The organism is Allobosea sp. P4_E12 (assembly GCF_056401655.1).
Genome location: NZ_JBFUIY010000039.1, coordinates 28,734 through 51,318 on the forward strand (window position 1 = coordinate 28,734; position 22,585 = coordinate 51,318).

Consider the following 22,585-nt stretch of genomic DNA (forward strand, 5'->3'; position numbering starts at 1 on the left):
CTCAGCGCGGGCTGCGTGCGGCGCCCAGGATCACCCGATTGGGCTGGTCGCCCTGCACCAGGACGACATAAGCGTCGGCATTCGGAAGCTGTGTCGTCGCGAGCGGGACCGACATCGTCGTGGCCGCCCCGGTCCATTCGCCAACCTTGACGATGCCGCGCACGACATTGGCGTAGGTCACCGATTTGCCCTTGTTCTCACCGCGTTCGATGGGCACCGTGACAAGGCGCGAGATCGGCACCAGCCAGACGCCGCCGCCACGCTCGCTGCCGGTTCCGGTGGGATCGAGCTTGATGCTCAGGTGGCCGGAGGCTTCGGACAGGGTGACGGAGACCGGAAGCGCCGGGCTCGCGTGCTCCTTGAGCGATTGCTCGATCAGGGCCTTGTCGGAGCCGACCATGTGCGAAGCGCCGTTGATCACGGCCTGAGGCGTGTAGATCTGGCCGTCGCCGCGACCTTTGGCGTAATATTTCTGGCGCTTGCTGAAAACGTCCTGGCCGAGCGTGTCCTTCCAGCCGAGATAATCCCAATAGGTCACCGGCATGGTGAGGGCGATCAGGCTCGGGTCCTTGGCCAACTCGACGAAGAGGGCGTCGGCCGCGGGGCAGGATGAGCAGCCCTGGCTGGTGAAAAGTTCGATCACCGCCCTTGGCGGCTTGGCCGGCGTCTGGGCAAGCGCTGTCGCGCCGCCAAACGCGAGGGCAGCAAGGAAGGCAGAAAAGGCGCGTAACCGGCGGGTCATTCTCGAAACTCGGCTTCAAGCTGACTGCGAGACGTTACCAAAGCGCTCAATAAGCCTCACTTGGAAATCACGTTGCCTTGAATTTGGGCTGTGGCCAGGTCGTATCCCCGTAATTCGCCAGCGCAGCCGCCTTGATCATGTTCGGGCGCCAGCGCCGATGCATCCAGAGCCATTGCTCAGGGTGCTCGCGCACCCAGCCTTCCACCACCGCGGTCATCATCGCCATGGCGCCCGTGACGTCGATCTCGCCGGCTTCGTCGCGGGGCAGGTCGAGCGGCGGTGTCAGTTCCAGCCGGAAGCGCTGCCCCGGCAGCCGGATGACCCGCACGCCATGGACCGGGCAGTCGAAGCGGCGTGCGAACTTGCCGAGGATCGGGTTGGTCAGGGCCGGGCGGCCCAGGAAGGGGATCACCACGCCCCGGGTGAAATGCTGGTCGATCAGCATGCCGAGATGGCCATCCTTCTCAAGCACGCCCTGCATCGCGAAGGCAGCGCCCTGCTTCGCCGCGGCAAGCCCGCCCATGGCGCCGGAGCGAATCTCGTGCACCACGTTGGCGATTGCCGGGTCATTCGGCGCGCGGAAGACCGCGGTTGTGTCGAGCTTGTAGGCCGCGGCGCAGATCGCCGGGAGCTCCCAGTTGGCGAGATGCGCCGAGAAGATCAGTCCTGGCTTCTCGTCATCCTTCAGCGCGACGAAATGCTCGATGCCGGAGACCTCGACCCGCGAGGGAGCATCCCGGTTGTCGTCGTCATAGTCGAAGAGGGTCTTGAGATGCGCGTACTCGGCAGCGGTGCGGCCGAGATTCTCCCAGGCTCCGCGCGCGATCGTCCGGACTTCGGCCTCGTTCTTCTCCGGGAAGGCGGCACGGATATTGGCCAGTGCGACGCGATTGACCGGGATCAGCGGGCTGACGCTGCGCAGCAGCCAGCCTCCGAGATCACTGGCGCGTTCCGGCCCGAGCAGGCGCAGGAAACCGAACAGAGCCCGGATCAGGCCGATCATGACGGCCGCAACGAGCCGGCCCGCGAAGTGCTTCAAACGTCTCAATGCCGCGAGGGCCTCTTTCCGAAGAGCCGGAAAGGCCCGGCGCCAGCCGCGCGACTTGCGTCAGGAATACGCGCCGGTCAAGTCTGGCGCGCGAATTCCGGGCTCAGAAGGCGACAATGACCTTGCCGAAGACCTTGCGGCCCTCAAGTCGGGCGAGCCCCTTCTCGAAATCCTCGAGTGGGAAGACCGAGTCGATCACCGGCTTCATGCCGCCCGCCATCTTCTCCAGCGACTGCGCGATGTTCTCGATGCGGCAGCCGAAGGAGCCGAAGATGCGGTATTGCTGCTGGAAGAGCTGCATCAGGTTCATCGTGGTCGAGGGGCCCGACGTTGCGCCGCAGGTGACGAGCCTGCCGCCGCGCTTCAGGCAAAGCAGCGAGCCATTCCAGGTATCGGCACCGACATGCTCGAAGACGACATCGACGCCCTTGCGCTTGGTGAGCTGGCGCACTTCGCCCTCGAAGCGCTCGGTCTTGTAGTTGACCACGAAATCGGCGCCCAGCGCCTTGGCCTTGGCGCCCTTCTCGTCGTCGCCGACGGTGGTGTAGACGGTGCAGCCGATCGCCTTGGCCATCAGGATCGCGGCGGTGCCGATGCCGGAGCCGCCGGCGTGAACGAGAATGGATTCACCCGGCTCCAGCTTGGCATTGTCGAAGAGCATGTGCTGCACCGTGCCGAAGCCGATCGGCGCGCAGGCGGCCTCCTCGAAGGAGACGCCCTTCGGAGCCTTGATCACGAGGCGCTCGGGCCGGTTGATCAGCTCGCGGGCGAAGCCGTCGATATGGAAGCCCATGATGCCGGCGACATTCTCGCAGAGATTGTCGCGACCCTCGCGGCAGGCCTTGCAGTGGCCGCAGGTCTCGGCGCCGTACATGGTGACGGTGTCGCCCTCCCGGAAACGGCTGACACCTTCGCCGACAGCCACAACCTCGCCTGCGGCCTCGACACCGGCCGCCTGAGGCATCTTGCGCTTGGCGAAGGCCATGCCGCGGAAACCCCAGACATCGAGATAGTTCAGGCCGACGGCGCGCACGCGAATCTGCACCTCGCCGGCGGCGGGTGGCGGCGGCGGGTCGATTTCGGTCAGGCGCAGGTCACGGTCGCCGAAGAGCTGGAGGGAACGCATGTCGAGCCTTTCAAATACGCATCTACCGGCTGAGCGCGCTCAGYGATGCACGCCGAGCTGTGCCGTCAGGCCACCATCAATCGGCAGGACGGTGCCGGTGATATAGCCGGCCGGGGGGCTCATCAGGAAGGTGGCGAGCCCGGCGATCTCCTCGGGCTTCGCGAAGCGGCCGGCGGGGATCTGGCTTTCCATCTTTTCCCGATAGGCGGCGTAGGGGGCCATCATGTCGGTATCGATGAAGCCCGGCGCGATCACGTTGACGGTGACGCCGCGCTTGCCGGTTTCGACGGCCAGGGTGTTGGCATAGGAAATCAGCGCGCCCTTAGAGGCGGCATAGGCGGCGTTGCCCGGATTGCCGCGCAGCGCGGCCACGGATCCGATCGCGACGATGCGTCCGCTGCGGGCGCGGAGCATGCCGCGCATCAGGCTCTTGGCAAGACGCGTGAAGGCCCAGAAATTGACCTGCATGATCGCTTCGGCCTTGTCCTGCACCATCATCGCTGCGAGCGTGTCGTAGGGTTGTCCGGCGTTGTGGATGAAGCCGAAATAGCTGTCGCCCTCGACCGCCTCGCAGAATGTGTCCAGGGCTGGCTTGTCGGCGAGATCGAGCGGCAGCGCGCGAACGGCCTGGCCGGGATGTGCCGCGCCGATCTCGGCTGCCAGCGCCAGCGCCTGATCGGCCGATGACCGATAGGTGAAATCGACATCATGCCCTGCGGCTGCGAGCGCGCGCACGATCTCGGCGCCAACGCCCTTGGCGCCGCCGGTGACGAGAATGCGGGTCATGCCGCCTCCGGGGGGGCGGTCAGCACGAGACAGGTGTTCTGCCCGCCGAAACCGAAGGAATTGGAGATGACGGTCCTGACCTTGGCGTCGCGCGCCGTATTCGGCACGACATCGAGGGCAATGGCAGCGTCGGGCAGGTTGTAATTGATCGTCGGCGGGATGCGGCCGTTGGCGATGGTCAGAAGCGAGATCACTGCTTCGACGGCTCCGGCGGCTGTGAGCGTATGGCCGATCATCGACTTGTTCGAGGAGATCGGCAGGCGCGCCATGCGCTCGCCGAAGACGGCGGAGCAGCTCATCGCCTCCATCTTGTCATTCTCGGGCGTCGAGGTGCCGTGCGCGTTGATGTAGTCGACATCGTCCGGCGTCAGCCCGGCATCGGCCAATGCATCCTGCATGGCGAGGATCGCCGGCTTGCCGTCCGGGCTCGAACGCGTGCGGTGGAAGCCGTCGCCGCGCTCGCCGCAACCGGCGACGATGCCGAGGATGGTCGCGCCACGCGCCAGGGCGTGGTCGTAATCCTCGAGAACCAGCGCCCCGGCCCCTTCGCCCATGACGAAACCGTCGCGGTTCTTGGAAAAGGGCTTGGACGCGCCTTCCGGCGGATCGTTCTGCGTCGACAATGCCGAGAGCAGGGAGAAGCGGATCAGCGCCTCGGCATGGACCGAGCCGTCAGTGCCGACGCACAGCGCCGCGCTCGTCTCGCCGCGCCGGATCGCCTCCACGCCCATCTGGATGGCGGTTGCGCCCGACGAGCAGGCGGTCGAGAGCGAGATCGGCGAACCCCGGGTCCCAAACCGATCGGCGATGTGATCGGCGACGCCTCCGAACAGGAAGAGCTCATGCATCGGCTTGTGTTTGTGCGCGGCGGCGGCGCGCAGCAATCCGTCATAATCGACGTCGCCGTCGATGGCTTGGGCCAGTTCCTGCTTCTGCGGCCATTCCATCTCGACCGGAGGAACGGCCATGAAGAGTTCGCCGGGAAAATCACCGTCCGAGCCGAGCCCGCTCTGGCTCACGGCCTCCTCTGCGGCAAGCGTCGCGAGCTTCTCGGAAAGCTGAGGCGCCGTGAAAGGCGCATCGAAGAGGAAATCGACCGTGCCGGCGATGGTCGTGCGCAGCCCGTCGATCGGAAAGCGCTCGATGCGATGGATGCCCGAGCGCCCGGCGGTCAGCGCCTCCCAGTTGGTCTGCTTGCCCTGGCCGAGCGAGGTGACGACACCCAGTCCGGTGACGGCGACGACGGGGCGGCCCTTGGAGTCGCGATGCTGTGCGCTCATGGCGATATCCTCACGCTTTCACGAGGCGCGCCGCGCCTTCTCCGCGCCAATGGCCGGCGCCGGTGACGATCGCTTCGCTTGCCTGGCCATTGGCAAGGGCGATGGCGGCAAGGGCAACCGAAATGGGGAATGCAGCCTCGAGGCTGTGGCCAACGAGATCGCCTGTGGCAATGCGTTTGGCGGCGGGCAGGTTGGCGATGGCCGATGCCTCTTCGCCGGTGACGCCGGCTGCGCCGGTCGCCGCCGAGATGACGAGGGCTGAAGACGACACTGCGCCGAAGCCGGCAACCAGCTTGCGCAATGTGGCCTCGACCGCGCCCTGCTCGCTGCGGCGCGCGCGGGCGGCCGCGACATGGCTGAGGCCGGCCAGAACCTTGGCGCCACGCGCCTTGGCGCGCTCGGCTGATTCGAGGACGAGGAACGCTGCGGCGCTGCCGGTGATCAGTCCCGGCGCATCCTGCCGTTCGAAGACGGGTGCGAAATCACCCTTGCGCAAATAGCCACCGGCTTCGAGCAGCAGCAGCATGTCGCGACGCTCGGCATTGTAGGCGCCGCCGACCAGCATCACGTCTGCCTGGCTGGAGGCGACGCGGGCATGGGCGGTGCGGATCGCGTCGACGCCGGCCTGCTCTTCGCCCATGAAGGTACGCGAAGCGCCGGTGACGCCGTGGACGATCGCGATATTGCCGGCGAGAAGATTGGAGAGCTGCGCCAGGAAGAGCGTCGGGCGCAGGTCGCCCATCAGCCGCTCGTTCAGGAAGGCGCCAGGCTGGTTCGCGCCGCGCAAGCCGGTCAGAATCGCGGAATCGACGGCATGATCGCGTTCGCCACCACCGGCGGCGACGATGACCTGGAGCTCGCTCTTGGCGTCGACGTCGTCCTTCAGGCCGGCAGCGTCGAGAGCAAGACCGGCGGCATAGACGCCAAGCCGCTGCCATGGCTCCATCTGGCGCTGATCGGATTTCTTCGGAATCTGCCGATCGAGTTCGAGCGGCTTCAGCCGGTGCACGGGATAGGGCGCGAAACTCTCGGTATCGACGACCGGTTCAACGGAGGAGGCCAGAGCCGCTGCATGCGTCTCGATGCCTTCGCCCAGGCTGGAGGCCAGGCCGATGCCGGTAATGACGACGTCACGCATCATGTCAGTTCCGTTCCGGGACGAGGCCGATCGCCGCGATCCGTTGCTCCATCAACGTCCGCATGTCGGCCGGGAACGGCATCAGGCGGAAACGCAGCTCGGCATCGCAGATCGGCTTGCCGTCGATCGCGATTCTTGCCTTGGTGGCGGCGTAGCCCGAGCCTTCGTGAACGAGCTCGGCACTGACATCCAGCACCGCATCAGGTTCGACGAAGGTGCGGAAGCGCGCCTTGTCGACCATCATCAGGAACGGCATCTGCTGCAACTGGTTGAGAGCGAGCAGAAGATAGCCGGAAGCCTGGGCCATGGTTTCGGTGAGGAGCACGCCGGGAACAAGCGGGTGGCCGGGGAAATGCCCCTCGAAAACGGGGCTCGCGCTCGGCACGGTCGAACGTGTGGCGATGCGCTTCTGCGACGGATCGAAGGTCACGACCGTGTCGATCATGTCGAAATATTCGAGGCGCATGCGGGTCCTGACCGGGTGGCGAGCAACAGATGCGCCGAGCGGGCGAGGGAACGCCCGGCTCGGCTGCATCATGCTCTATCGGGAGAGGGTGTCCGTCTCAAGGCCGCCTCGCGAATTCATCGAAGCGGCGGCCCTGCGAGCGAAATTCAGGCCTTCTTGGCGGCGACGAGGTCGTCGATACGCTGGCACAGGTTCTCAAGCACGAAATACTGCTCGGCCGGCGCTTTGCCTTCGTTGACCTCCTGGGTCCACTGCTCGAGCGGCAACTTGATGCCGAAAGCCTTGTCGATCGCGAAGGCGATGTCGAGGAAAGCCAGCGAGTCGATGCCGAGGTCTTCGATGGCGTGGCTCTGGGGCGTGATCTTCTCGCGAGGAATATCGCAGGTCTCCGAAATGATACCGGCGACCGTCTCGAACGTKGCGGACATGCGGGTGCTCCCGTCGTCTTGGATTGTGGCGGCGGACATCCGGGCGCGCTGGYGCGCGCCTGCCCCAAGCCCCCCGCCAAGGATGGCTGTGACGCCCCATTACACCTACGCCTGCGCGAGGACAACTGGAGGCGCCGCAAGGCGAAACAGGGCCGGCCAGAGGCCGGCCCTGTATGTCGATGTCCCCGGCCCGGTCAGACGGAGCCAGGGCAGGGCGCGGACTACGCCGCGATGCCGCGCAGCACGTAGTGCAGGATGCCGGCGTTCTTGAAGTAATCGAGCTCGTCCAGCGTATCGATGCGGCAGAGAATCGGGACATTCTTGACCGTGCCGTCGGCGAAGGTGATCTCCGCCTCCAGCATCTGGCGCGGCTTGACCGTGGCCAGCCCCTTGATGGTGACGCTCTCGTCACCCTTCAGGCCCAGCGAAGCCCAGCTCGTGCCTTCCGCAAGCGTGAAGGGGACAACACCCATGCCGACGAGATTCGAGCGATGGATGCGCTCGAAGCTCTGCGCGATCACGGCCTTGACGCCGAGCAGGTTGGTGCCCTTCGCCGCCCAGTCACGCGAGGAGCCGTTGCCGTATTCGACGCCGGCGAAGATGACCAGCGGCACCTTCTCCTCCTGGTAGCGCATGGCGGCGTCGTAGATCGGCAGCTCTTCCTTGCTGGGATAGTGGATGGTGTAGCCACCCTCGCGCCCGTTCGGCCCCATCATGTGGTTGCGGATGYGGATATTGGCGAAGGTGCCGCGCATCATCACCTCATGATTGCCGCGCCGCGTGCCGTACTGGTTGAAGTCGGCGACGGCGACGCCGTGCTCGGTCAGGTACTTGCCCGCCGGCGAGGCGGCCTTGATCGAACCGGCCGGCGAGATGTGGTCGGTCGTGATCTTGTCGCCGAACAGGCCGAGGATGCGCGCGCCGACGATCTCGGTGACCGGCGAAGGCTTCCTGCCCATGCCCTGGAAATAGGGCGGGTTCTGCACATAGGTCGAGGCATCGTCCCAGGCGTAGGTCTGGCTCTCCGGGGTCTTCACGTCCTGCCAGTGCTGGTCGCCCTTGAACACGTCGGCATATTTCGCCTCGAAGATGGCGCGCGTGACGTTCTGGGCGATGAAGCTCTGGATCTCCTTGTTGGAGGGCCAGATGTCCTTCAGGAAGACGGGCTGGCCGTCCTTGCCCGTGCCGAGCGGCTCGGTCGTCAGGTCCTTCTGGACGCTGCCGGCCAGCGCATAGGCGACGACCAGCGGCGGCGAGGCGAGGTAGTTCGCCTGCACGTCCGGCGAGACGCGTCCTTCGAAATTGCGGTTGCCGGAGATCACGGCGCCCGCGATCAGGCCCTGATCATTGATCGCCTTCGAGATCGGGCCCGGCAGCGGRCCGGARTTGCCGATGCAGGTGRYGCAGCCGWAGCCGACCAGGTTGAAGCCGAGCKTSTCGAGGTCGGTCTGGAGGCCGGACTTGGCGAGATACTCCGCCACGACCTGCGAGCCGGGGGCAAGCGAGGTCTTGACCCAGGGCTTCACCGTCAGGCCCTTGGCGACCGCGTTGCGGGCGAGCAGGCCCGCGGCCATCAGCACCGAGGGGTTCGAGGTGTTGGTGCAGGAGGTGATGGCGGCAATGACGACGTCGCCATGGCCGAGATCATGGGCGCGGCCTTCGACGGGAACCCGGCGGGCGATCTCGGCGCCCTTCTTGTATTCGGTGTCCATCGCTGCGGCGAAGCCCTTGGCGACGGCGCCGAGGTCGACGCGGCCCTCGGGGCGCTTCGGGCCGGCCATCGAAGGCTGGACCGTGGCCAGGTCGAGTTCCAGCGTGTCGGTGAAGACCGGGTCCGGCGTCTCGATGGTGGCGAACAGGCCCTGTGCCTTGCTGTAGGCCTCGACCAGCGCGATCCGGTCCGACTTGCGGCCGGTGGTGGTGAGATAGTCGATCGTCTCGGCGTCGACCGGGAAGAAGCCGCAGGTTGCGCCGTATTCCGGGCCCATATTGGCGATGGTGGCGCGGTCGGCGAGCGTCAGGTTGTAGAGGCCGGGGCCGAAGAACTCGACGAACTTGCCGACSACGCCCTTCTTGCGCAGCATCTGGGTGACGGTCAGCACGAGGTCGGTCGCAGTGATGCCTTCGCGCAGCGAGCCGGTGAGCTTGAAGCCGATGACCTCGGGCAGAAGCATGGACTGCGGCTGGCCGAGCATGGCAGCCTCGGCCTCGATGCCGCCGACGCCCCAGCCGAGCACGGCCAGGCCGTTGACCATGGTGGTGTGCGAATCAGTACCGACGACGGTGTCGGGATAGGCGACCTCGACCTCCTTGCCGTCGATCGTCTCGGTCCTGGTCCAGACGGTCTGGGCGAGGTATTCGAGATTGACCTGATGGCAGATGCCGGTGCCGGGCGGGACGACGCGGAAATTGTCGAAGGCGCCCTGGCCCCATTTCAGGAAGCGGTAGCGCTCGCCGTTGCGCTCATATTCAAGCTCGACATTCTGCGAGAGAGCCTTGGGCGTGCCGAACTCGTCGACGATGACCGAATGGTCGATGACGAGGTCGACGGGGACGAGCGGGTTGATCTTGGCCGGATCGCCGCCGAGCGCGACGACGCCATCGCGCATCGCGGCCAGGTCGACCACTGCCGGAACGCCGGTGAAATCCTGCATCAGCACGCGTGCGGGCCTAAAGCCGATCTCCTTGCCGGCCTTGCCCTTGTCGGACAGCCAGGCAACGAAGCCCTCGATGTCGGTCTTGGTGACCGAGCGGCCATCCTCGAAGCGCAGCAGGTTCTCGAGCAGAACTTTCATCGAGAAGGGAAGCTTCGAAATGCCGGGAAGGCCGTTCGCCTCGGCGTCGGGCAGGGAGTAATAGACGTAGCTCTTGCCGCCGACGTCGAGCGTCTTGCGGGACTTGAAGGAATCCTGGTTAGCCATGCGGGCATAATCCTGATCAAGGGGTTGCGGTCGCGATTCGGTCGCCCTTGCGGGCAGGCGAGATCGAAGGCCTAATGCGCATGACGCGCGCGCCGCCCCGGGAGTGCCCGAGCCCCGCGCCGGATCGGCGTGCGGCGTAGCCGAGCGTTCTATAGATCAATTCCAAGAAGCCCGCTACATGAACGAAACGCGTGCGTGGCAGCTTCTGACGCACGGGAAGATGCCCTGGCCTTGACGCAGTTTTCCTACGCCCCACTCACGCTGAGCGCCGAAGACCTGGCTTGCCGCCGAGGCGGGCGACTGGTTTTCGAAAAGCTTGAGTTCACGCTCGGGAGCGGGGAGGCGATTGCGCTCACCGGCCGCAACGGCGCCGGCAAGTCGAGCCTGATCGCCATGATCTGCGGGCGGTTGCGGCCCGCCGCCGGAGTTTTGCGAGTAACCGGCATCGGCGATGCGCCCCTGATGGAGCAGATCCATCTCGTCGGTCATCGCGACGGATTGAAAACGGCGCTGACGGCGCGCGAGAATCTCGATTTCGTCCAGGCCCTGCTCGGCGAGCCCGGGCTCGCCGCCGATGAGGCGCTTGCCGCTATTGGCTTGCCGCATGTCGCGGCTCTGCCGGTCGGCTATCTCTCGGCCGGGCAGCGCCGGCGCGTCGCGCTGGCACGGCTCCTGGTTTCACGACGGCCGCTCTGGCTGCTCGACGAACCGGCCTCGGCGCTCGATACGGCCTCCCAACACATGCTGATCGGGCTGATGCAGGCTCATCTCGATGCGGGCGGCGCGATCCTGGCGGCGACGCACGGCCCGCTTGGCCTGGAAACGGCGCGCGAGATGAGGATCGGGCCGTGAGCGGAGCTTTCCTGGCGATCCTGAAACGCGACCTCGCCCTGGCGGCTCGTGCCGGCGGAGGCGGGGAGCTCGCGCTGGTGTTCTTCCTGACACTGGTCGTGCTGGTGCCTTTCGCACTCGGGCCCGATCTCAATCTGCTCTCGCGGATCGGCCCGGCCATTCTCTGGCTCGGAGCGTTGCTTGCGACCCTGATCGGGCTCGACCGGCTCTTCCAGGGCGATGAGGAGGACGGTTCTCTCGACCTGATCCGCGCCTCGGCCCTGCCCCTGGAACTCGCCGTACTGGCCAAGGGGCTCGCCCATTGGCTGACGACCGGCCTGCCGCTGGCGCTGGCTGCCCCGCTGCTTGGCCTGCTGGTCGCGCTTCCCGCCGAGGCGATGCTGCCGGTCGCCGGGACGCTGCTGGTCGGGACGCCGGCGCTTAGTTTCATCGGCGCCACGGGAGCCGCGCTGACGGCCGGCCTCAAGCGGGGCGGCCTGATCCTGCCGATCCTCGTCGCGCCGCTGACGGTACCCGTGCTGATCTTCGGCGTCTCGGCTTCGAACAGCGCGCTTGGCGGCACGGTGCCCTTCCTGACGCCGTTTCTGATTCTGTGCGCCTTGTCGCTCGCGACGCTCGTGATCGGCACCATCGCCGCTGCTGCGGCGCTCCGGCAGGCGGACTAGGCTGCGACGCCATGGCCATCGGCTGCGATTGTGAAGCGTGAAGCCGGTTGCTACATCCTCACTCGTCAAATGAAGAGCAAAAGGGCCGCATGGCTAGCCTGATCGAACTGGCGAATCCGACGCGTTTCATGCGCCTGTCGAGCCGGCTGCTGCCCTGGCTTGGGGGCGCGGCCGCGTTGCTGCTTGCCGTCGGCTTCTATCTCGCTTTTTTCGTCGCGCCGGCGGATTACCAGCAGGGCGAAACCATCCGCATCATGTTCGTGCATGTGCCGGCTGCCTGGCTCGCGCTGATGTTCTACTCGATGATGGCGGTCTCGGCACTGGGCACCCTGGTCTGGCGCCATCCGCTTGCGGATGTGGCGCAGAAGGCGGCGGCTCCGATCGGAGCCTGCTTCGCGCTGATCTGCCTGATCACGGGGGCTCTCTGGGGCAAGCCGATGTGGGGGACCTATTGGGTCTGGGATGCGCGGCTCACCTCGGTGCTCGTGCTCTTCCTGATCTATCTCGGCATCATGGCGCTGTGGCGCACGCTCGACGATCCCTCGCGCGCCGGGCGGGCAGTGGCGATCCTGACACTGGTCGGCTTCGTCAATGTGCCGATCATCAAGTTCTCCGTCGATTGGTGGAATACGCTGCACCAGCCGGCATCGGTCTTTCGCGCCGGCGGGCCGACCATTCATCCCGCCATGCTCTGGCCGCTCCTGATCCTGGCAGTCGGCTTCACGCTGCTGGCGTTGGCGCTGCATCTCGTCGCCATGCGGGCCGAGATCATGCGCCGCCGGGTCCGGACGCTGACGATCTTCGAGGCCGAGAGGCTGGACCGGCTGGCGGCGGAGGTCGCGGTATGAGCGCGTTTGGGCCGCATGCCGGCTACATCCTGACCGCCTATGCGTCTGTCGTGATGATCCTCGGCGGGCTGATTCTGATGACCTGGCGCGATCACCGCGCGCAAAGGCAGGCTCTCGACGCGCTGGAACAGCGCGGCGCCGGCCGCCGTTCCGGGAAGGCATTGTCGTGAGCGAGGTCGAGAGCGCGCCAGGCCGGCGCTCGCCGCTGGTTTTCCTGATTCCCCTGATCCTGTTTGCCGGGCTGTCCCTGGTCTTCCTGGTCGGGCTGTTCAGCGGGGATGCCAGCAAGGTTCCATCGGCGCTGATCGGCAAGCCGGCTCCGACGATCGCGCTGACCGCGCTCGAAGGGTTGCAGCGCGACGGGCAGCCAGTCCCGGCCTTCACCATGGCCGACCTGGCCAAGGGGCGGGCCACCATCGTCAATGTCTTCGCGAGCTGGTGCGCGCCCTGCCGCGTCGAGCACCCGCATCTTGTCGCGATGGCTGAGGCGCCCGTGGTCAAGCAGGGCAAGGTCGCCGTGGTCGGGCTGAATTACAAGGACGAGGCCGAGAATGCCCGCCGCTTCCTGGGAGCGCTCGGCAATCCCTATTCTGCCGTGGGCGTCGATCGCGCCGGCCGTGGCGCAATCGAATGGGGCGTCTATGGCGTGCCGGAAACCTTCTTGATCGGCCCGGACGGGCGGATCGTCGACAAGCATGTCGGCGCGCTCGATGTGAACAGCGCGCAGAAGCTGCTGGCGAAGGCGGCTGCGCTGGCGAAGTGAGCCGGGCCGCCCGGCCCGGTCGTGTCCGTCATGCCGGGCCAAACCCAAGCATGACGGGGAGCGAGCCGGTCAGGCTGCCTTCTTGCCGTTGATCAGGCTCTCGAACATGCCGCGCCCATCGGTGCCGCCCGTGAGCGAATCGATCAGGTTTTCCGGATGCGGCATCAATCCGAGCACATTGAAGCCGGGCGAGTAGATGCCGGCAATGCCGTTCAGCGAACCATTGGGGTTGGCTTCGGCGGTGACCTGACCGTCGGCGTCGGCGTAGCGGAAGGCCACCAGGCCCTCGCCTTCGAGGCGCGCCAAGGTCTCGGGATCAACGATATAGTTGCCTTCGCCATGGGCGATGCAGACATCGATGACCTGGCCCTTGGTGTAGGCGCGGGTGAAGGCGGTATCAGCGCGTTCGACGGTGAGATGCTGGCGCTTGCAGACGAATTTCAGATTGGCGTTGCGGGCAAGGACACCCGGGAGCAACCCCGCTTCGCAGGCGATCTGAAAGCCGTTGCAGATGCCGAGCACATAGCCGCCGCGCGCCGCATGGGCTCGCGTCGCATCCATGATATGGGCCCGGCCGGCGATGGCGCCGCAGCGCAGATAGTCGCCATAGGAGAAGCCGCCCGGCAGCACGACGAGATCCGTGCCGGCCGGAAGCTCCGTGTCCGCATGCCAGACATGGGTGACGGTGGCACCGGCCTGCCGCAGGGCAGTGGCGACATCACCCTCGCGATTGGATCCGGGGAAAGTGACGACGGCGGCTTTCATCGTCTCACGCTCCGATTTCGACGCGGTAATTCTCGATGACGGTGTTGGCGAGCAGCTTCTCGCAGGCATCCTTGAGCGCGCTCTCGGCGGCGGCCTTGTCGCCGGCGGTGAACTCGATGTCGAAGACCTTGCCCTGACGCACCGAGCCGACACCGTCGATGCCGAGCGATTTCAGAGCGCCTTCGATCGCCTTGCCCTGCGGATCGAGCACGCCGTTCTTGAGGGTGACGGTGACGCGGGCTTTCATTGTGCTCTCCGGGCAGGGCTTCTGCGGGGTGCCTTAGCGGCGAATCGGTTCGGGCTCAACCACATGTCAGGGCTTCACGGCGAATCAGCGGCTGCGCCAGGCGGCGCGTGCATAGTTTTGCGCGGCCTCGGCATCGTTGCTGACCGCGATCGCCATGACGAGCTTGCCGGCTTCCCTGCCATAGAGGATCGCGGTTGCCGCAAGCAGTCCGGTCTCGCCCTTGCCGCGAATTTCGACGAGCAATCCGGACGGACCGCCGCCATCGAAGCGGGAAACGCTGGTGGTGCTCTTGACCGTGGCCGCTGTGGGCCTGGGCTTCGCGCCCTTTGCAGCATCGACCGGCTTCGAGAATTCACGCGCCAGACGGGCTGGGTCGGTGGCGAGGCCTCGTTCGAACTCGTCGGCCTTGCGGCCTTCAACGGCGATCAAGGCTGCGACAGCGGGGCGCAGGCAGGGCGCGCCGGCGCAATAGACGATGGTACGGGGCTCGAGGCCGTCATTGACGACCCAGGAGCCGATCGGCAGCGGCTGCCAGCCCCGATCGGCCGCCAGCTCGGCAAGGCCGGGTCCGAAATGGTTGCTGCAGGCGGTGAGCAGGCTCAGGCCGCCGAGCAGCGCAGCCAAAAGCAAACGGGAGCGCAGGCGCTCCCGTTTCCAATTCGCTGTCACGGCTCCGCCAGTGCTCACTGCACCAGGCGAGGTCCGGCGGCAGGGCCGGCCTTTTCGTTCTCGCCCATGATGCCGAGGCGGCGGGCCACTTCGGTATAGGCCTCGATCAGCCCACCCATGTCGCGACGGAAGCGGTCCTTGTCCATCTTGTCCTTGGACTTGATGTCCCAGAGCCGGCAGGAATCCGGGCTGATCTCGTCGGCGACGACGATGCGCATCATCTCGCCTTCCCAGAGCCGGCCGCATTCCATCTTGAAGTCGACGAGGCGGATGCCGGCGCCGAGGAACAAGCCGGAGAGGAAATCATTGACGCGGATGGCAAGCGCCATGATGTCGTCGATTTCCTGGGGCGTCGCCCAGCCGAAGGCGGTGATGTGCTCTTCCGAGACCATCGGATCGTTCAGCGCGTCGTTCTTGTAATAGAACTCGATGATCGAGCGCGGCAGCTGCGTGCCCTCTTCGAGACCGAGCTTAGTCGAGAGCGAGCCGGCGGCGACGTTGCGCACCACCACCTCGAGCGGAATGATCTCGACCTCGCGGATCAGCTGCTCGCGCATGTTCAGCCGACGGATGAAATGCGTCGGCACGCCGATATCGTTGAGATTGGAGAAGATGTGCTCGGAGATCCTGTTGTTCAGGACGCCCTTGCCGTCGATCACCTCATGTTTTTTGGCGTTGAAGGCGGTGGCGTCGTCCTTGAAGTGCTGGATCAGCGTACCGGGCTCCGGTCCCTCATAGAGGACCTTCGCCTTGCCTTCGTAAATGCGACGGCGGCGATTCATCGGGATGTACCGTGGCTTGAGGAAATCCAAAATCGGCCTTTCTCTGGTCGCGGTTGCCCGCGGCGGGATCGTGGCCCCTGTTCCGCCGGTCCTTCGCAAGCCTCGCCTTAGATCTGCGCTCGGACGCGATCGGCCTGGATTGCGGATTGGTCCGGTTCAAAGCGAGCATAGCCCAATCGGCCACCCTCGCGACCGCTATATGGCGCTTCTGCACTGCAAACGCAACAAACCGGGCGAAGGGCCCGATCGCCAGATTGCAATCCGCGCTGGCCCTGGGCGCTGCGGCACCCTATATCGCTTGGAGAAGCCACCCGGAGCCCGCAAGAGGACTTAACCCGCATGACGACATTCGATCAGCGCAAGGATGCCTTCGAGAACAGGTTCGCCCTCGACGAGGAGCTGCGCTTCAAGGCGACGGCCCGGCGTAACAAGCTTCTCGGCCTCTGGGCAGCCGAGAAGCTCGGCAAGAGCGGCGCTGAAGCGGACGCTTACGCTAAGTCCGTAGTCTTGGCCGATTTCGAGGAGGCCGGCGACGATGACGTGCTGCGCAAGGTGAGGTCCGATTTCGCAACTGCGAGCGTCGCGGTTGCGGACGAGGAGATTCGCCGCGTGATGACCGAGCTCCTGATCAGGGCCGCAGAGGAAGTCCAGGCCGGGCGCTAGTGGCGAATCCCTGTTTCACGTGAATCGGCACGGCCGGTTCACCAAACGCAGGACGTGGTTGAAACGGGCGCATGAGCGCCCGTTTGTTTTTGTGCGAGTTTGCTGCCCACTGTCCTCGTCCCGCCGTGTCTCAAGAGCGGGCTCAACCGGATGAAAACGCCGATGTCTTCCGCCAAGCCAACCGTCCTGTCCTCGCTCGCCGATCGTCTCGCCAAGGGCGATACGCTCCTGTCTGCCTGGTGCGGGCTTCCCGATCCGAGCATTGCCGGAGTGCTCGCGCAGGAAGGTTTTGACGCCGTCACGCTCGACATGCAGCACGGGCCGATCACGCTTGGCGAGGTCATCCGGGCGATCCCGCTGATCAATGCGGCCGGAAAGCCTGCTTTGGCGCGGATCGCGGTTGGCGAATTCCAGAACGTGTCGAAGCTGTTCGATGCCGGCGTCTCGGGCGTGATCGCGCCGATGATCAACACCATGGAGGATGCGCGCCGTCTGGCGGCCTATGCCAAGTATCCGCCGCTCGGAGAACGCAGCTGGGGCAGCTATGGCGGCCTGGGCGCTTCGGGGCTCGATGCCAATAGCTATCTCAAGGCCGCCAATCGTTTCTCGATGACCTTCGCGATGATCGAGACGCGCGAGGCCATGGCGATTCTCGACGATATTCTGGCGCTTGAAGGCATCGACGCGTTGTTCGTTGGCCCATCCGATCTTTCGATCGCATTGTCCGGCGGAGCGTCGGTCAACGCCTCGGCGAAGGAGGTCGACGAGGCCCTGCGTCACATCGTGGCCCGTGCGTCTGCCGTGAACAAGCCGGTCGCATTCTATGCCGCCACCGCCGAGAGGGCGAAGGAGGGTGTCGAGATGGGAGCCAGGCTTGTCACCGTGATGAGCGATTCGGGCTTCCTGCGCGCGGCCGCTCAGGCCGCGCTCAAAGTGGTTCGCGGCTAAGGTCCGATCCAACCTTCTGTATTCGCATCGGCTTTCCCGAAAGCCGCACTCCACTTCGCGGACCGATGCTTTAGGCGTTGATCCCCTCGCGGCGCTTCAGCGCGGCGTAGTAGGCCCAGAGCAGTCTGGCTGCCACGCCGCGCCAGGGGCGCCAGGCCTCGGCCATCTCCTGCAGCTCGCCCGGTTTCGGGCGGRCATCGAGGCCGAAGGCGACGCGTGCAGCCTCCTGGATGGCGAGATCGCCGGCTGCGAAGCCGTCGCGGTGTCCGAGGCAGAACAACAGATAGATATCCGCGGTCCAGGGTCCGATGCCGGAGACGGCGGTCATGTGCTCGTGGATATATTCCGGCGTACCGCCCTCCAGAGACCCCAGGTCGAGCGTTCCGTCGACCATTGCCGCGGCAACGGCGCGCAGGGTGCGCTGCTTCGGCCGCGAGAGACCGGACAGCCGCATATCCTCATCGCTTGCAGCGAGCACGCGCTCCGGCGTGAGCGGCGTCAGGACCGACTCGACCCGGGTCCAGACGGCGCGCGCGCTCGCCACCGAAAGCTGCTGCGCCACGATGATCGTTGCCAGCCCCTTGAAGCCGCCCTCGCGGCGACGCAGCGGCGGCAGGCCGGTCCGGTCGATGATGGCGCTCCAGCTCGGGTGAAGCGGGCGGAGCGCGGCCATGCCCTCTTCGAGGTCGGCGTCACAGGTGATTCTGGTCATCGTCGCTTCTTGAACCGGGATGGTGGCAGTGCGCGCGCGTCAGGAGAGTTGGCTGTGTCCGAAGACTTAGGCATTCCTGAAGACTTGGCCCAGTCATGGCCAGACCATAGAGAGGGCCCATGGCAACGTCCTCACGCGATTGCGACAGACCGGTGTTTCGTTTCGCGCCCAGCCCGAACGGCCGGCTACATCTCGGCCACGCTTTCTCGGCGCTGATGAACGAGCGCCTGGCCAAGCGATTGGGCGGCARGCTGCTGCTGCGCATCGAGGATATCGACGTCGCGCGCTGTCGGCCGGAATTCGAGCAAGGCATCCATGACGATCTCGCCTGGCTCGGCATCCGCTTCGACGCCGCCATCCGCCGGCAGTCCGAACATTTCGACGATTATCGCGCCGCGCTCGGCCGGCTGCAGGCGAAGGCGCTGATCTATCCCTGCTTCTGCTCGCGCGGGCAGATCATGCGTGCAGTGGAGGTCAAGGAAGCAGAGGCGGGCCGGCCCTGGCCGCGCGATCCCGACGGATCGCCGCTCTATCCCGGGACTTGCTGCGCGCTGCTTCCCGATGACGCGGGCAAGCGCGCGGCGAGCGGCGAGGCCCATGTGTTGCGGCTGGCGATGGGGCGGGCGGCGGCAGGGATCGGCGGGGAGGTCGGGTATCCGCTCTTCGATGAGGATGGGCGAGTGACGCGTGTAGCGGCTGCTCCCGCGCGCTGGGGGGATGTGGTTCTGGCACGCAAGGACGTGCCGACCAGCTACCACCTTGCCGTAGTCGCGGATGACGCGCTTCAGGGCGTCACGCACGTCGTGCGCGGACGGGATCTCGAAGCGGCGACCGATATCCATCTCGTGCTGCAACACCTGCTCGACCTGCCGGTGCCGCGTTACCACTTCCATCGGTTGTTGCAGGACGAGACCGGCCAGAAGCTCGCCAAGAGCCGGATGTCGGAAGGCCTCGCGGAGCTGAGGGCACAGGGTGTTACGGCCGCAGACATCCGCGCGCGGCTCGGTTTTGCCTAGATCGGGCCGGATCCCATATCCGGTCCGCGGGCTATGTTTGGATCGGCCCGAAAGCGGCAACCCATTTTTTGGGCCGATGCATCGGCGGTTCAGCCGACGCCGAGCCAGGTCAGCCAGGCCGCGGTGGTAAAGAGCGAGAGCATGGTCGAGAGCGCGATCGCGCTCGAGGCATCGGCGACACCCTGCCGATAGCGCTCGGCGAAGAGATAGGCGTTGATCCCGCAGGGGCAGGCGGCGAAGAGCACTGCGACGCCTGACCAGTGCGCCGGCATCTCGAAGACGCGGGTCGCCAGCAGATAGACGATCAGCGGGTGAAGGCCGAGCTTGAGGGCGCTCAATACGGCCGGCAGACCGAGACCCGATTCCAGCCCGTAGCGCCGCATGGCGATGCCGAGGCTGATCAAGGCGCAAGGGACCGCGGCACCGGCGAGCAGGTCGACCAATGTCCAGACCGGGGCTGGGATGAAGCCGATCACCGGCCGCACCGCCGAGCCGAGCAGGATGCCGATGATGATGGGATGGGTGAAGAGCCTGCGGGCCATCATCTTCAGCGACGCCGAGCGGCCCTCGGCGAGCAGGGTTGCCGCCGTCATCGTCACAGGCAGGTGGATCGCCAGCAGCAGGCCGAGCGGCACCGCGCCGGCATCGCCATAGGCCTTCAGGATCATCGGCACGCCGACGAAGACCGTGTTGGACTGGGCCGCGGCGAAGCCCGAGACCACCAACTCCGGTCCCTTACGGCTGAAGACGCGGTGCGCAATCAGCATGGCCAGGGCCCAGACGATGGTGAGGCCGGTGAAATAGGAGATCCAGTAGCCCCAGGGTTGGCTCGCCGGGATGTCGGCCTTGGCCAGCGTCCGGAACAGCAGGCAGGGCACGGCCAGAACGAAGACGAAGTCGGAAAGACCTTCGCCGGTCGTCTCGCGGACCAGCTTCGTCCAGCGGGCGACATAGCCGAGGCCGATCAGGCCGAAGACGGGCAGGACGACAAGCAGGGAGGAGAGCATCGGCGCGACAGATTCGATGAGCGGGAGCGGGAAGGCGCCCCTCGCGATCGGTCTTGCAGCAGGCAAAGTCAAGGAAGCGGTGGCGCAAATAGCGGCATAGCCGTGCCGCGTTTTCGGTCAGTCCCGCGAGGGCACTAGCGCGCCTGGGCCAGCACGCCGCCCGAGCGCACGATCAAGCCCTGGATCTCGTCGCGCTGGCGCTTGAACTCGGCCAGCGTCTTGCCTTCGAGCTCGCGTCCTCGCGGAACGCGGATCTTCATCGGATTCACGAAGTTGCCGTTGACCATGACCTCGTAGTGCAGATGCGGTCCGGTGGAGAGGCCGGTATTGCCGAGATAGCCGATGACCTGGCCCTGGCGCACTTTCACACCGGCAGCGATGCCCTTGGCAAAACCCGACTGGTGCGAATAGGTCGTGACATACCCGTTCGCGTGCTGGAGTTCGATCCGCCGACCGTAGCCGGAGGCCCAGTCGGCCTTGATCACCGTGCCGTTGCCGGCGGCCAGGATCGGCGTGCCGATGCGGTTGGCCCAGTCGACGCCGGTATGCATCTTCGAATAGCGCATGACCGGGTGGTAGCGCATGCCGAAGCCGGAGCGCATCTCGGCATCGGTGATCGGCTTGCGCAGCAGGAACTTCTTCAGCGAGCGACCTTCCTCGTCAAAATAGTCGATCAGGCCGTCTTCAGGGGACTGATAGCGAAAGACCCGGCGGGTATCGCCGTTGATGGTGAGCGTTGCCGACAGGATTTCACCGCGCTCGCCTTCCTCGTCCTCGGTGAAGATCACCTCGAGATTGTCGCCGCCGCGCACGCGCTGCTGGAAGTCCAGGTCGTAGGAGAAAATCCGAACCAGCTCGTCGATCATCGGGCGCGGCAGGTCGTGGCGCAATCCGGTCTCGTAGAGGCTCTCATAGAGCCTGGCGCCGCCGGTATCCTCCTCGTCCTCTTCGTCTTCCGTGGTTGCCCTGCGGGGCGTGCCGACGATCTCCTGCTTCGGCAGCGAGACCGGAACGAAAGCGCCCTGGTCGTTGACCGCAATCGTCGCCTCGGGCTGGCCGTTGGTGAGCAGCGAGACGCGAACGATCTGGCGCGGATCGCCTGGCCGCGGACCGGGTGCAAACAGCGCTTGCAGGACTTGGCCATCCGGCAAGGCGGCAACGCGCACCTTGCCGCTGAAGGCCTGGATCATCGCCCTGATCTGCTCGGCCGGAGCTCCGGCATTGCGCATGACCTGTTCGAAATTCTCGCCGCGCCGGGTGATCAGCAGCTTGTCCTCGACAAGCGGCTCGCGGGATGCGGGGATGGGCGTCTTCAGTGCGTTGGTGACATTTTCAGGGACGACGCGCACCTCGATGCCGGAGAAGCGCGTGTCCGTGGCCGGAGAATAGGCAAGAAGATCGTTCGTGGCGCTGGGCGCCGCACCGCCGCCCAGCGTGCGGCTGAGCATCAGCTGTGGTGGGATCGGCAAGGGGCGTTGCCGGCCCGCCACGGCCTGGTTGGCGCGCTCTTCCTCGACCTGCTTGRTCACGTCGGGGTCGCCGAGGCGTGGGCGCGCGGGCGGAATCGCGATCGTGGTGAGGTCGCGCTTGACGATGGTGACATCGGCATCCGGCATGTCGCCGGCCGGTTCGGCATAGCGCTCGGCGGGCTGGCCACCTTCCGCAAACAGGCGCAGCGGATTGAAGGGCGGGATGCTCGTCGCGTAGACGCCGGTAGTCAGCGACAGGTTGGAGGCAAGCCGTACGAAGGGGCGCACGCGGATGACCTCACGGTCACCGACGCGTTGGGACATGGGCGCGCGAGCGCTGTGTCGGGCCGCCATGACAGGCTGGTCCGCCACCAGCTTGTCCGCCTTGCGCGCCCCGCCACCCAGGCCGGCAGAGGACGGGCCGCGCGCGGTCACCATTTCGGGCTGCTCGGGGAAACTCGTATCCCCGCGGGTCGAGACCAGGATCGCCCCACCGAGCAGGGCTGCGCCGCAGGAGCCGACCAGCGCGCAGGCGGCCAACCAGCGCAGCGAGACGCCACGCCGGTCCAACGCCTGATGCGGAGCACCATCCGGCCGGATCGGCGGCTCGATACCGAGATCGACCAGAAGCGCGGCGGCTTCCGGCGATAGCGGTTCTGCTGGCGTGCTGAGCTCGGGATGGGCGTTCATCGCTGGTCGTCAGAGAATCCTGATCCTGGTCCGGTGCCCGGGCGGGCCGGAATTCCGAAGAAGCCGCATCTGCTGCACGCGTACGCGCCTGGTTCCGACCATGCCCGGGTCGCAGCCCGGAATCAATCCGCGGTCGGAGCCGCTGCGGGGCTTTGGCCGTCGATTACGGCTCTTTGCGGGCGCCACGCACGTAGGGCGCGCGCCGCGCTCGTACGCGCGCGATGGATAAAGTCGGGATCGGCGAGCCGGGACAAAAAGTCATCGAACTGTCGGAAAAGTTTTGTTTTGGCGTTGACAGGTCGAGAKGGTGGGGCCTATAACGCAGCCATCGAGACGGCGCCGCCGCTGGCGGGGCCGCTCTACTGCGCTTCATGAGAGCTTCGGGCCTTGTAGCCGAGAGATCGGTTGGCCTGCTTGTCTTTGTTAGACGCACCGCTGTTTGAAAACTGAAGACAGAAAGAGAAACGTGGACGGCGATGTTCTTGCGGACTTGCTTTCGGGCAAGTCAAACGAGACTTCGGTGTGCTGCGTTTACAAGAGCCATCGCTGGTTAC

Annotated in this window: 25 protein-coding genes; 8 read left to right on the forward strand and 17 right to left on the reverse strand. The window is 66.0% G+C overall.

Features of this window, described 5'->3' with window-relative positions; genetic code table 11:
- Position 1: 1 nt before the first annotated feature.
- From AC1DW9_RS31120 to acnA, 9 genes are all read right to left on the reverse strand, one after another.
- Positions 2-742: a DUF1223 domain-containing protein gene (locus tag AC1DW9_RS31120; RefSeq protein ID WP_441493312.1), complete on the reverse strand. Its 741-nt coding sequence runs from the start codon at positions 740-742 to the stop codon at positions 2-4.
- Positions 743-809: 67 nt separating this feature from the next.
- The gene (locus AC1DW9_RS31125) at positions 810-1,790 is read right to left on the reverse strand and encodes a lipid A biosynthesis lauroyl acyltransferase (RefSeq protein WP_441493313.1); all 981 of its coding nucleotides are present in this window, start codon (positions 1,788-1,790) and stop codon (positions 810-812) included.
- A 103-nt stretch (positions 1,791-1,893) separates the two neighbouring features.
- Entirely contained in the window at positions 1,894-2,916 is a 1,023-nt protein-coding gene (locus tag AC1DW9_RS31130; protein ID WP_113513425.1) for a zinc-binding dehydrogenase, read from the reverse strand.
- Between the two features lie 39 nt (positions 2,917-2,955).
- Positions 2,956-3,702 carry an SDR family NAD(P)-dependent oxidoreductase gene (locus AC1DW9_RS31135; protein ID WP_476855284.1) on the reverse strand — a complete coding sequence of 249 codons (747 nt, stop codon included), beginning with the start codon at positions 3,700-3,702 and terminating at the stop codon, positions 2,956-2,958.
- Positions 3,699-4,982, reverse strand: a complete 1,284-nt coding sequence (locus AC1DW9_RS31140) for a beta-ketoacyl-ACP synthase (protein WP_441493315.1) — start codon at positions 4,980-4,982, stop codon at positions 3,699-3,701. Before AC1DW9_RS31140 ends, AC1DW9_RS31135 begins: the two co-directional genes overlap by 4 nt.
- A gap of 10 nt (positions 4,983-4,992) precedes the next feature.
- A complete protein-coding gene (locus AC1DW9_RS31145; RefSeq protein WP_441493316.1) occupies positions 4,993-6,123 on the reverse strand; it encodes a beta-ketoacyl-ACP synthase in 1,131 nt (376 codons plus the stop codon).
- Between the two features lies 1 nt (position 6,124).
- Positions 6,125-6,586: a 3-hydroxyacyl-ACP dehydratase FabZ family protein gene (locus AC1DW9_RS31150; protein ID WP_069878634.1), complete on the reverse strand. Its 462-nt coding sequence runs from the start codon at positions 6,584-6,586 to the stop codon at positions 6,125-6,127.
- 146 nt (positions 6,587-6,732) lie between these two features.
- Positions 6,733-7,014, reverse strand: a complete 282-nt coding sequence (locus AC1DW9_RS31155; protein WP_043242327.1) for an acyl carrier protein — start codon at positions 7,012-7,014, stop codon at positions 6,733-6,735.
- A gap of 221 nt (positions 7,015-7,235) precedes the next feature.
- Complete coding sequence (acnA, locus tag AC1DW9_RS31160) at positions 7,236-9,935, reverse strand: aconitate hydratase AcnA (RefSeq protein ID WP_476855285.1); 2,700 nt, start codon at positions 9,933-9,935, stop codon at positions 7,236-7,238.
- A gap of 195 nt (positions 9,936-10,130) precedes the next feature.
- Here acnA and ccmA point away from each other — a divergent pair, with 195 nt between their 5' ends.
- The 5 genes from ccmA to AC1DW9_RS31185 all read left to right on the forward strand — a co-directional run bounded on the left by ccmA (position 10,131) and on the right by AC1DW9_RS31185 (position 13,063).
- Positions 10,131-10,787, forward strand: a complete 657-nt coding sequence (gene ccmA / locus AC1DW9_RS31165) for a heme ABC exporter ATP-binding protein CcmA (protein WP_441508251.1) — start codon at positions 10,131-10,133, stop codon at positions 10,785-10,787.
- On the forward strand, positions 10,784-11,452 hold the full coding sequence (gene ccmB, locus AC1DW9_RS31170; RefSeq protein ID WP_441481041.1) for a heme exporter protein CcmB: 669 nt from the start codon (positions 10,784-10,786) through the stop codon (positions 11,450-11,452). Before ccmA ends, ccmB begins: the two co-directional genes overlap by 4 nt.
- 89 nt (positions 11,453-11,541) lie before the next feature.
- Positions 11,542-12,300, forward strand: coding sequence for a heme ABC transporter permease (locus AC1DW9_RS31175; RefSeq protein ID WP_441508252.1), 759 nt, complete (start codon positions 11,542-11,544; stop codon positions 12,298-12,300).
- Positions 12,297-12,470 (forward strand): heme exporter protein CcmD, encoded by a 174-nt coding sequence (gene ccmD / locus AC1DW9_RS31180; RefSeq protein ID WP_441493321.1) that lies wholly within the window; start codon positions 12,297-12,299, stop codon positions 12,468-12,470. The genes AC1DW9_RS31175 and ccmD overlap by 4 nt, the downstream gene beginning before the upstream one ends.
- The gene (locus AC1DW9_RS31185; RefSeq protein ID WP_113513409.1) at positions 12,467-13,063 is read left to right on the forward strand and encodes a DsbE family thiol:disulfide interchange protein; all 597 of its coding nucleotides are present in this window, start codon (positions 12,467-12,469) and stop codon (positions 13,061-13,063) included. Before ccmD ends, AC1DW9_RS31185 begins: the two co-directional genes overlap by 4 nt.
- Positions 13,064-13,132: 69 nt before the next feature.
- Here the strand turns inward: AC1DW9_RS31185 and purQ are convergent, their stop codons facing one another.
- The 4 genes from purQ to purC all read right to left on the reverse strand — a co-directional run bounded on the left by purQ (position 13,133) and on the right by purC (position 15,556).
- On the reverse strand, positions 13,133-13,828 hold the full coding sequence (gene purQ, locus AC1DW9_RS31190) for a phosphoribosylformylglycinamidine synthase subunit PurQ (protein ID WP_441508253.1): 696 nt from the start codon (positions 13,826-13,828) through the stop codon (positions 13,133-13,135).
- A gap of 4 nt (positions 13,829-13,832) precedes the next feature.
- Positions 13,833-14,075, reverse strand: a complete 243-nt coding sequence (gene purS / locus AC1DW9_RS31195) for a phosphoribosylformylglycinamidine synthase subunit PurS (RefSeq protein WP_043242342.1) — start codon at positions 14,073-14,075, stop codon at positions 13,833-13,835.
- Between the two features lie 84 nt (positions 14,076-14,159).
- Positions 14,160-14,744 (reverse strand): hypothetical protein, encoded by a 585-nt coding sequence (locus AC1DW9_RS31200; RefSeq protein WP_441508254.1) that lies wholly within the window; start codon positions 14,742-14,744, stop codon positions 14,160-14,162.
- A 14-nt stretch (positions 14,745-14,758) separates the two neighbouring features.
- Positions 14,759-15,556 carry a phosphoribosylaminoimidazolesuccinocarboxamide synthase gene (purC, locus tag AC1DW9_RS31205; RefSeq protein ID WP_043242352.1) on the reverse strand — a complete coding sequence of 266 codons (798 nt, stop codon included), beginning with the start codon at positions 15,554-15,556 and terminating at the stop codon, positions 14,759-14,761.
- Between the two features lie 309 nt (positions 15,557-15,865).
- Here purC and AC1DW9_RS31210 point away from each other — a divergent pair, with 309 nt between their 5' ends.
- Together AC1DW9_RS31210 and AC1DW9_RS31215 are read left to right on the forward strand one after the other, a co-directional pair.
- Positions 15,866-16,189, forward strand: a complete 324-nt coding sequence (locus tag AC1DW9_RS31210) for a DUF1476 domain-containing protein (protein WP_113513401.1) — start codon at positions 15,866-15,868, stop codon at positions 16,187-16,189.
- Between the two features lie 162 nt (positions 16,190-16,351).
- Positions 16,352-17,137, forward strand: a complete 786-nt coding sequence (locus tag AC1DW9_RS31215; protein WP_113513399.1) for an HpcH/HpaI aldolase family protein — start codon at positions 16,352-16,354, stop codon at positions 17,135-17,137.
- Positions 17,138-17,207: 70 nt separating this feature from the next.
- On the opposite strand, the gene AC1DW9_RS31220 is transcribed toward AC1DW9_RS31215, so the two are convergent.
- Positions 17,208-17,849: a DNA-3-methyladenine glycosylase family protein gene (locus AC1DW9_RS31220; protein ID WP_476855286.1), complete on the reverse strand. Its 642-nt coding sequence runs from the start codon at positions 17,847-17,849 to the stop codon at positions 17,208-17,210.
- Positions 17,850-17,968: 119 nt separating this feature from the next.
- Here AC1DW9_RS31220 and gluQRS point away from each other — a divergent pair, with 119 nt between their 5' ends.
- The gene (gene gluQRS, locus AC1DW9_RS31225; RefSeq protein ID WP_476855287.1) at positions 17,969-18,865 is read left to right on the forward strand and encodes a tRNA glutamyl-Q(34) synthetase GluQRS; all 897 of its coding nucleotides are present in this window, start codon (positions 17,969-17,971) and stop codon (positions 18,863-18,865) included.
- An 89-nt stretch (positions 18,866-18,954) separates the two neighbouring features.
- On the opposite strand, the gene AC1DW9_RS31230 is transcribed toward gluQRS, so the two are convergent.
- The 3 genes from AC1DW9_RS31230 to AC1DW9_RS31240 all read right to left on the reverse strand — a co-directional run.
- Complete coding sequence (locus AC1DW9_RS31230; RefSeq protein WP_441493326.1) at positions 18,955-19,872, reverse strand: AEC family transporter; 918 nt, start codon at positions 19,870-19,872, stop codon at positions 18,955-18,957.
- Positions 19,873-20,006: 134 nt separating this feature from the next.
- Entirely contained in the window at positions 20,007-22,031 is a 2,025-nt protein-coding gene (locus AC1DW9_RS31235; RefSeq protein WP_476855288.1) for a peptidoglycan DD-metalloendopeptidase family protein, read from the reverse strand.
- 359 nt (positions 22,032-22,390) lie between these two features.
- Positions 22,391-22,585 (reverse strand): hypothetical protein (locus tag AC1DW9_RS31240; protein ID WP_476855289.1); only part of this gene is annotated, 195 nt, incomplete at its 5' end.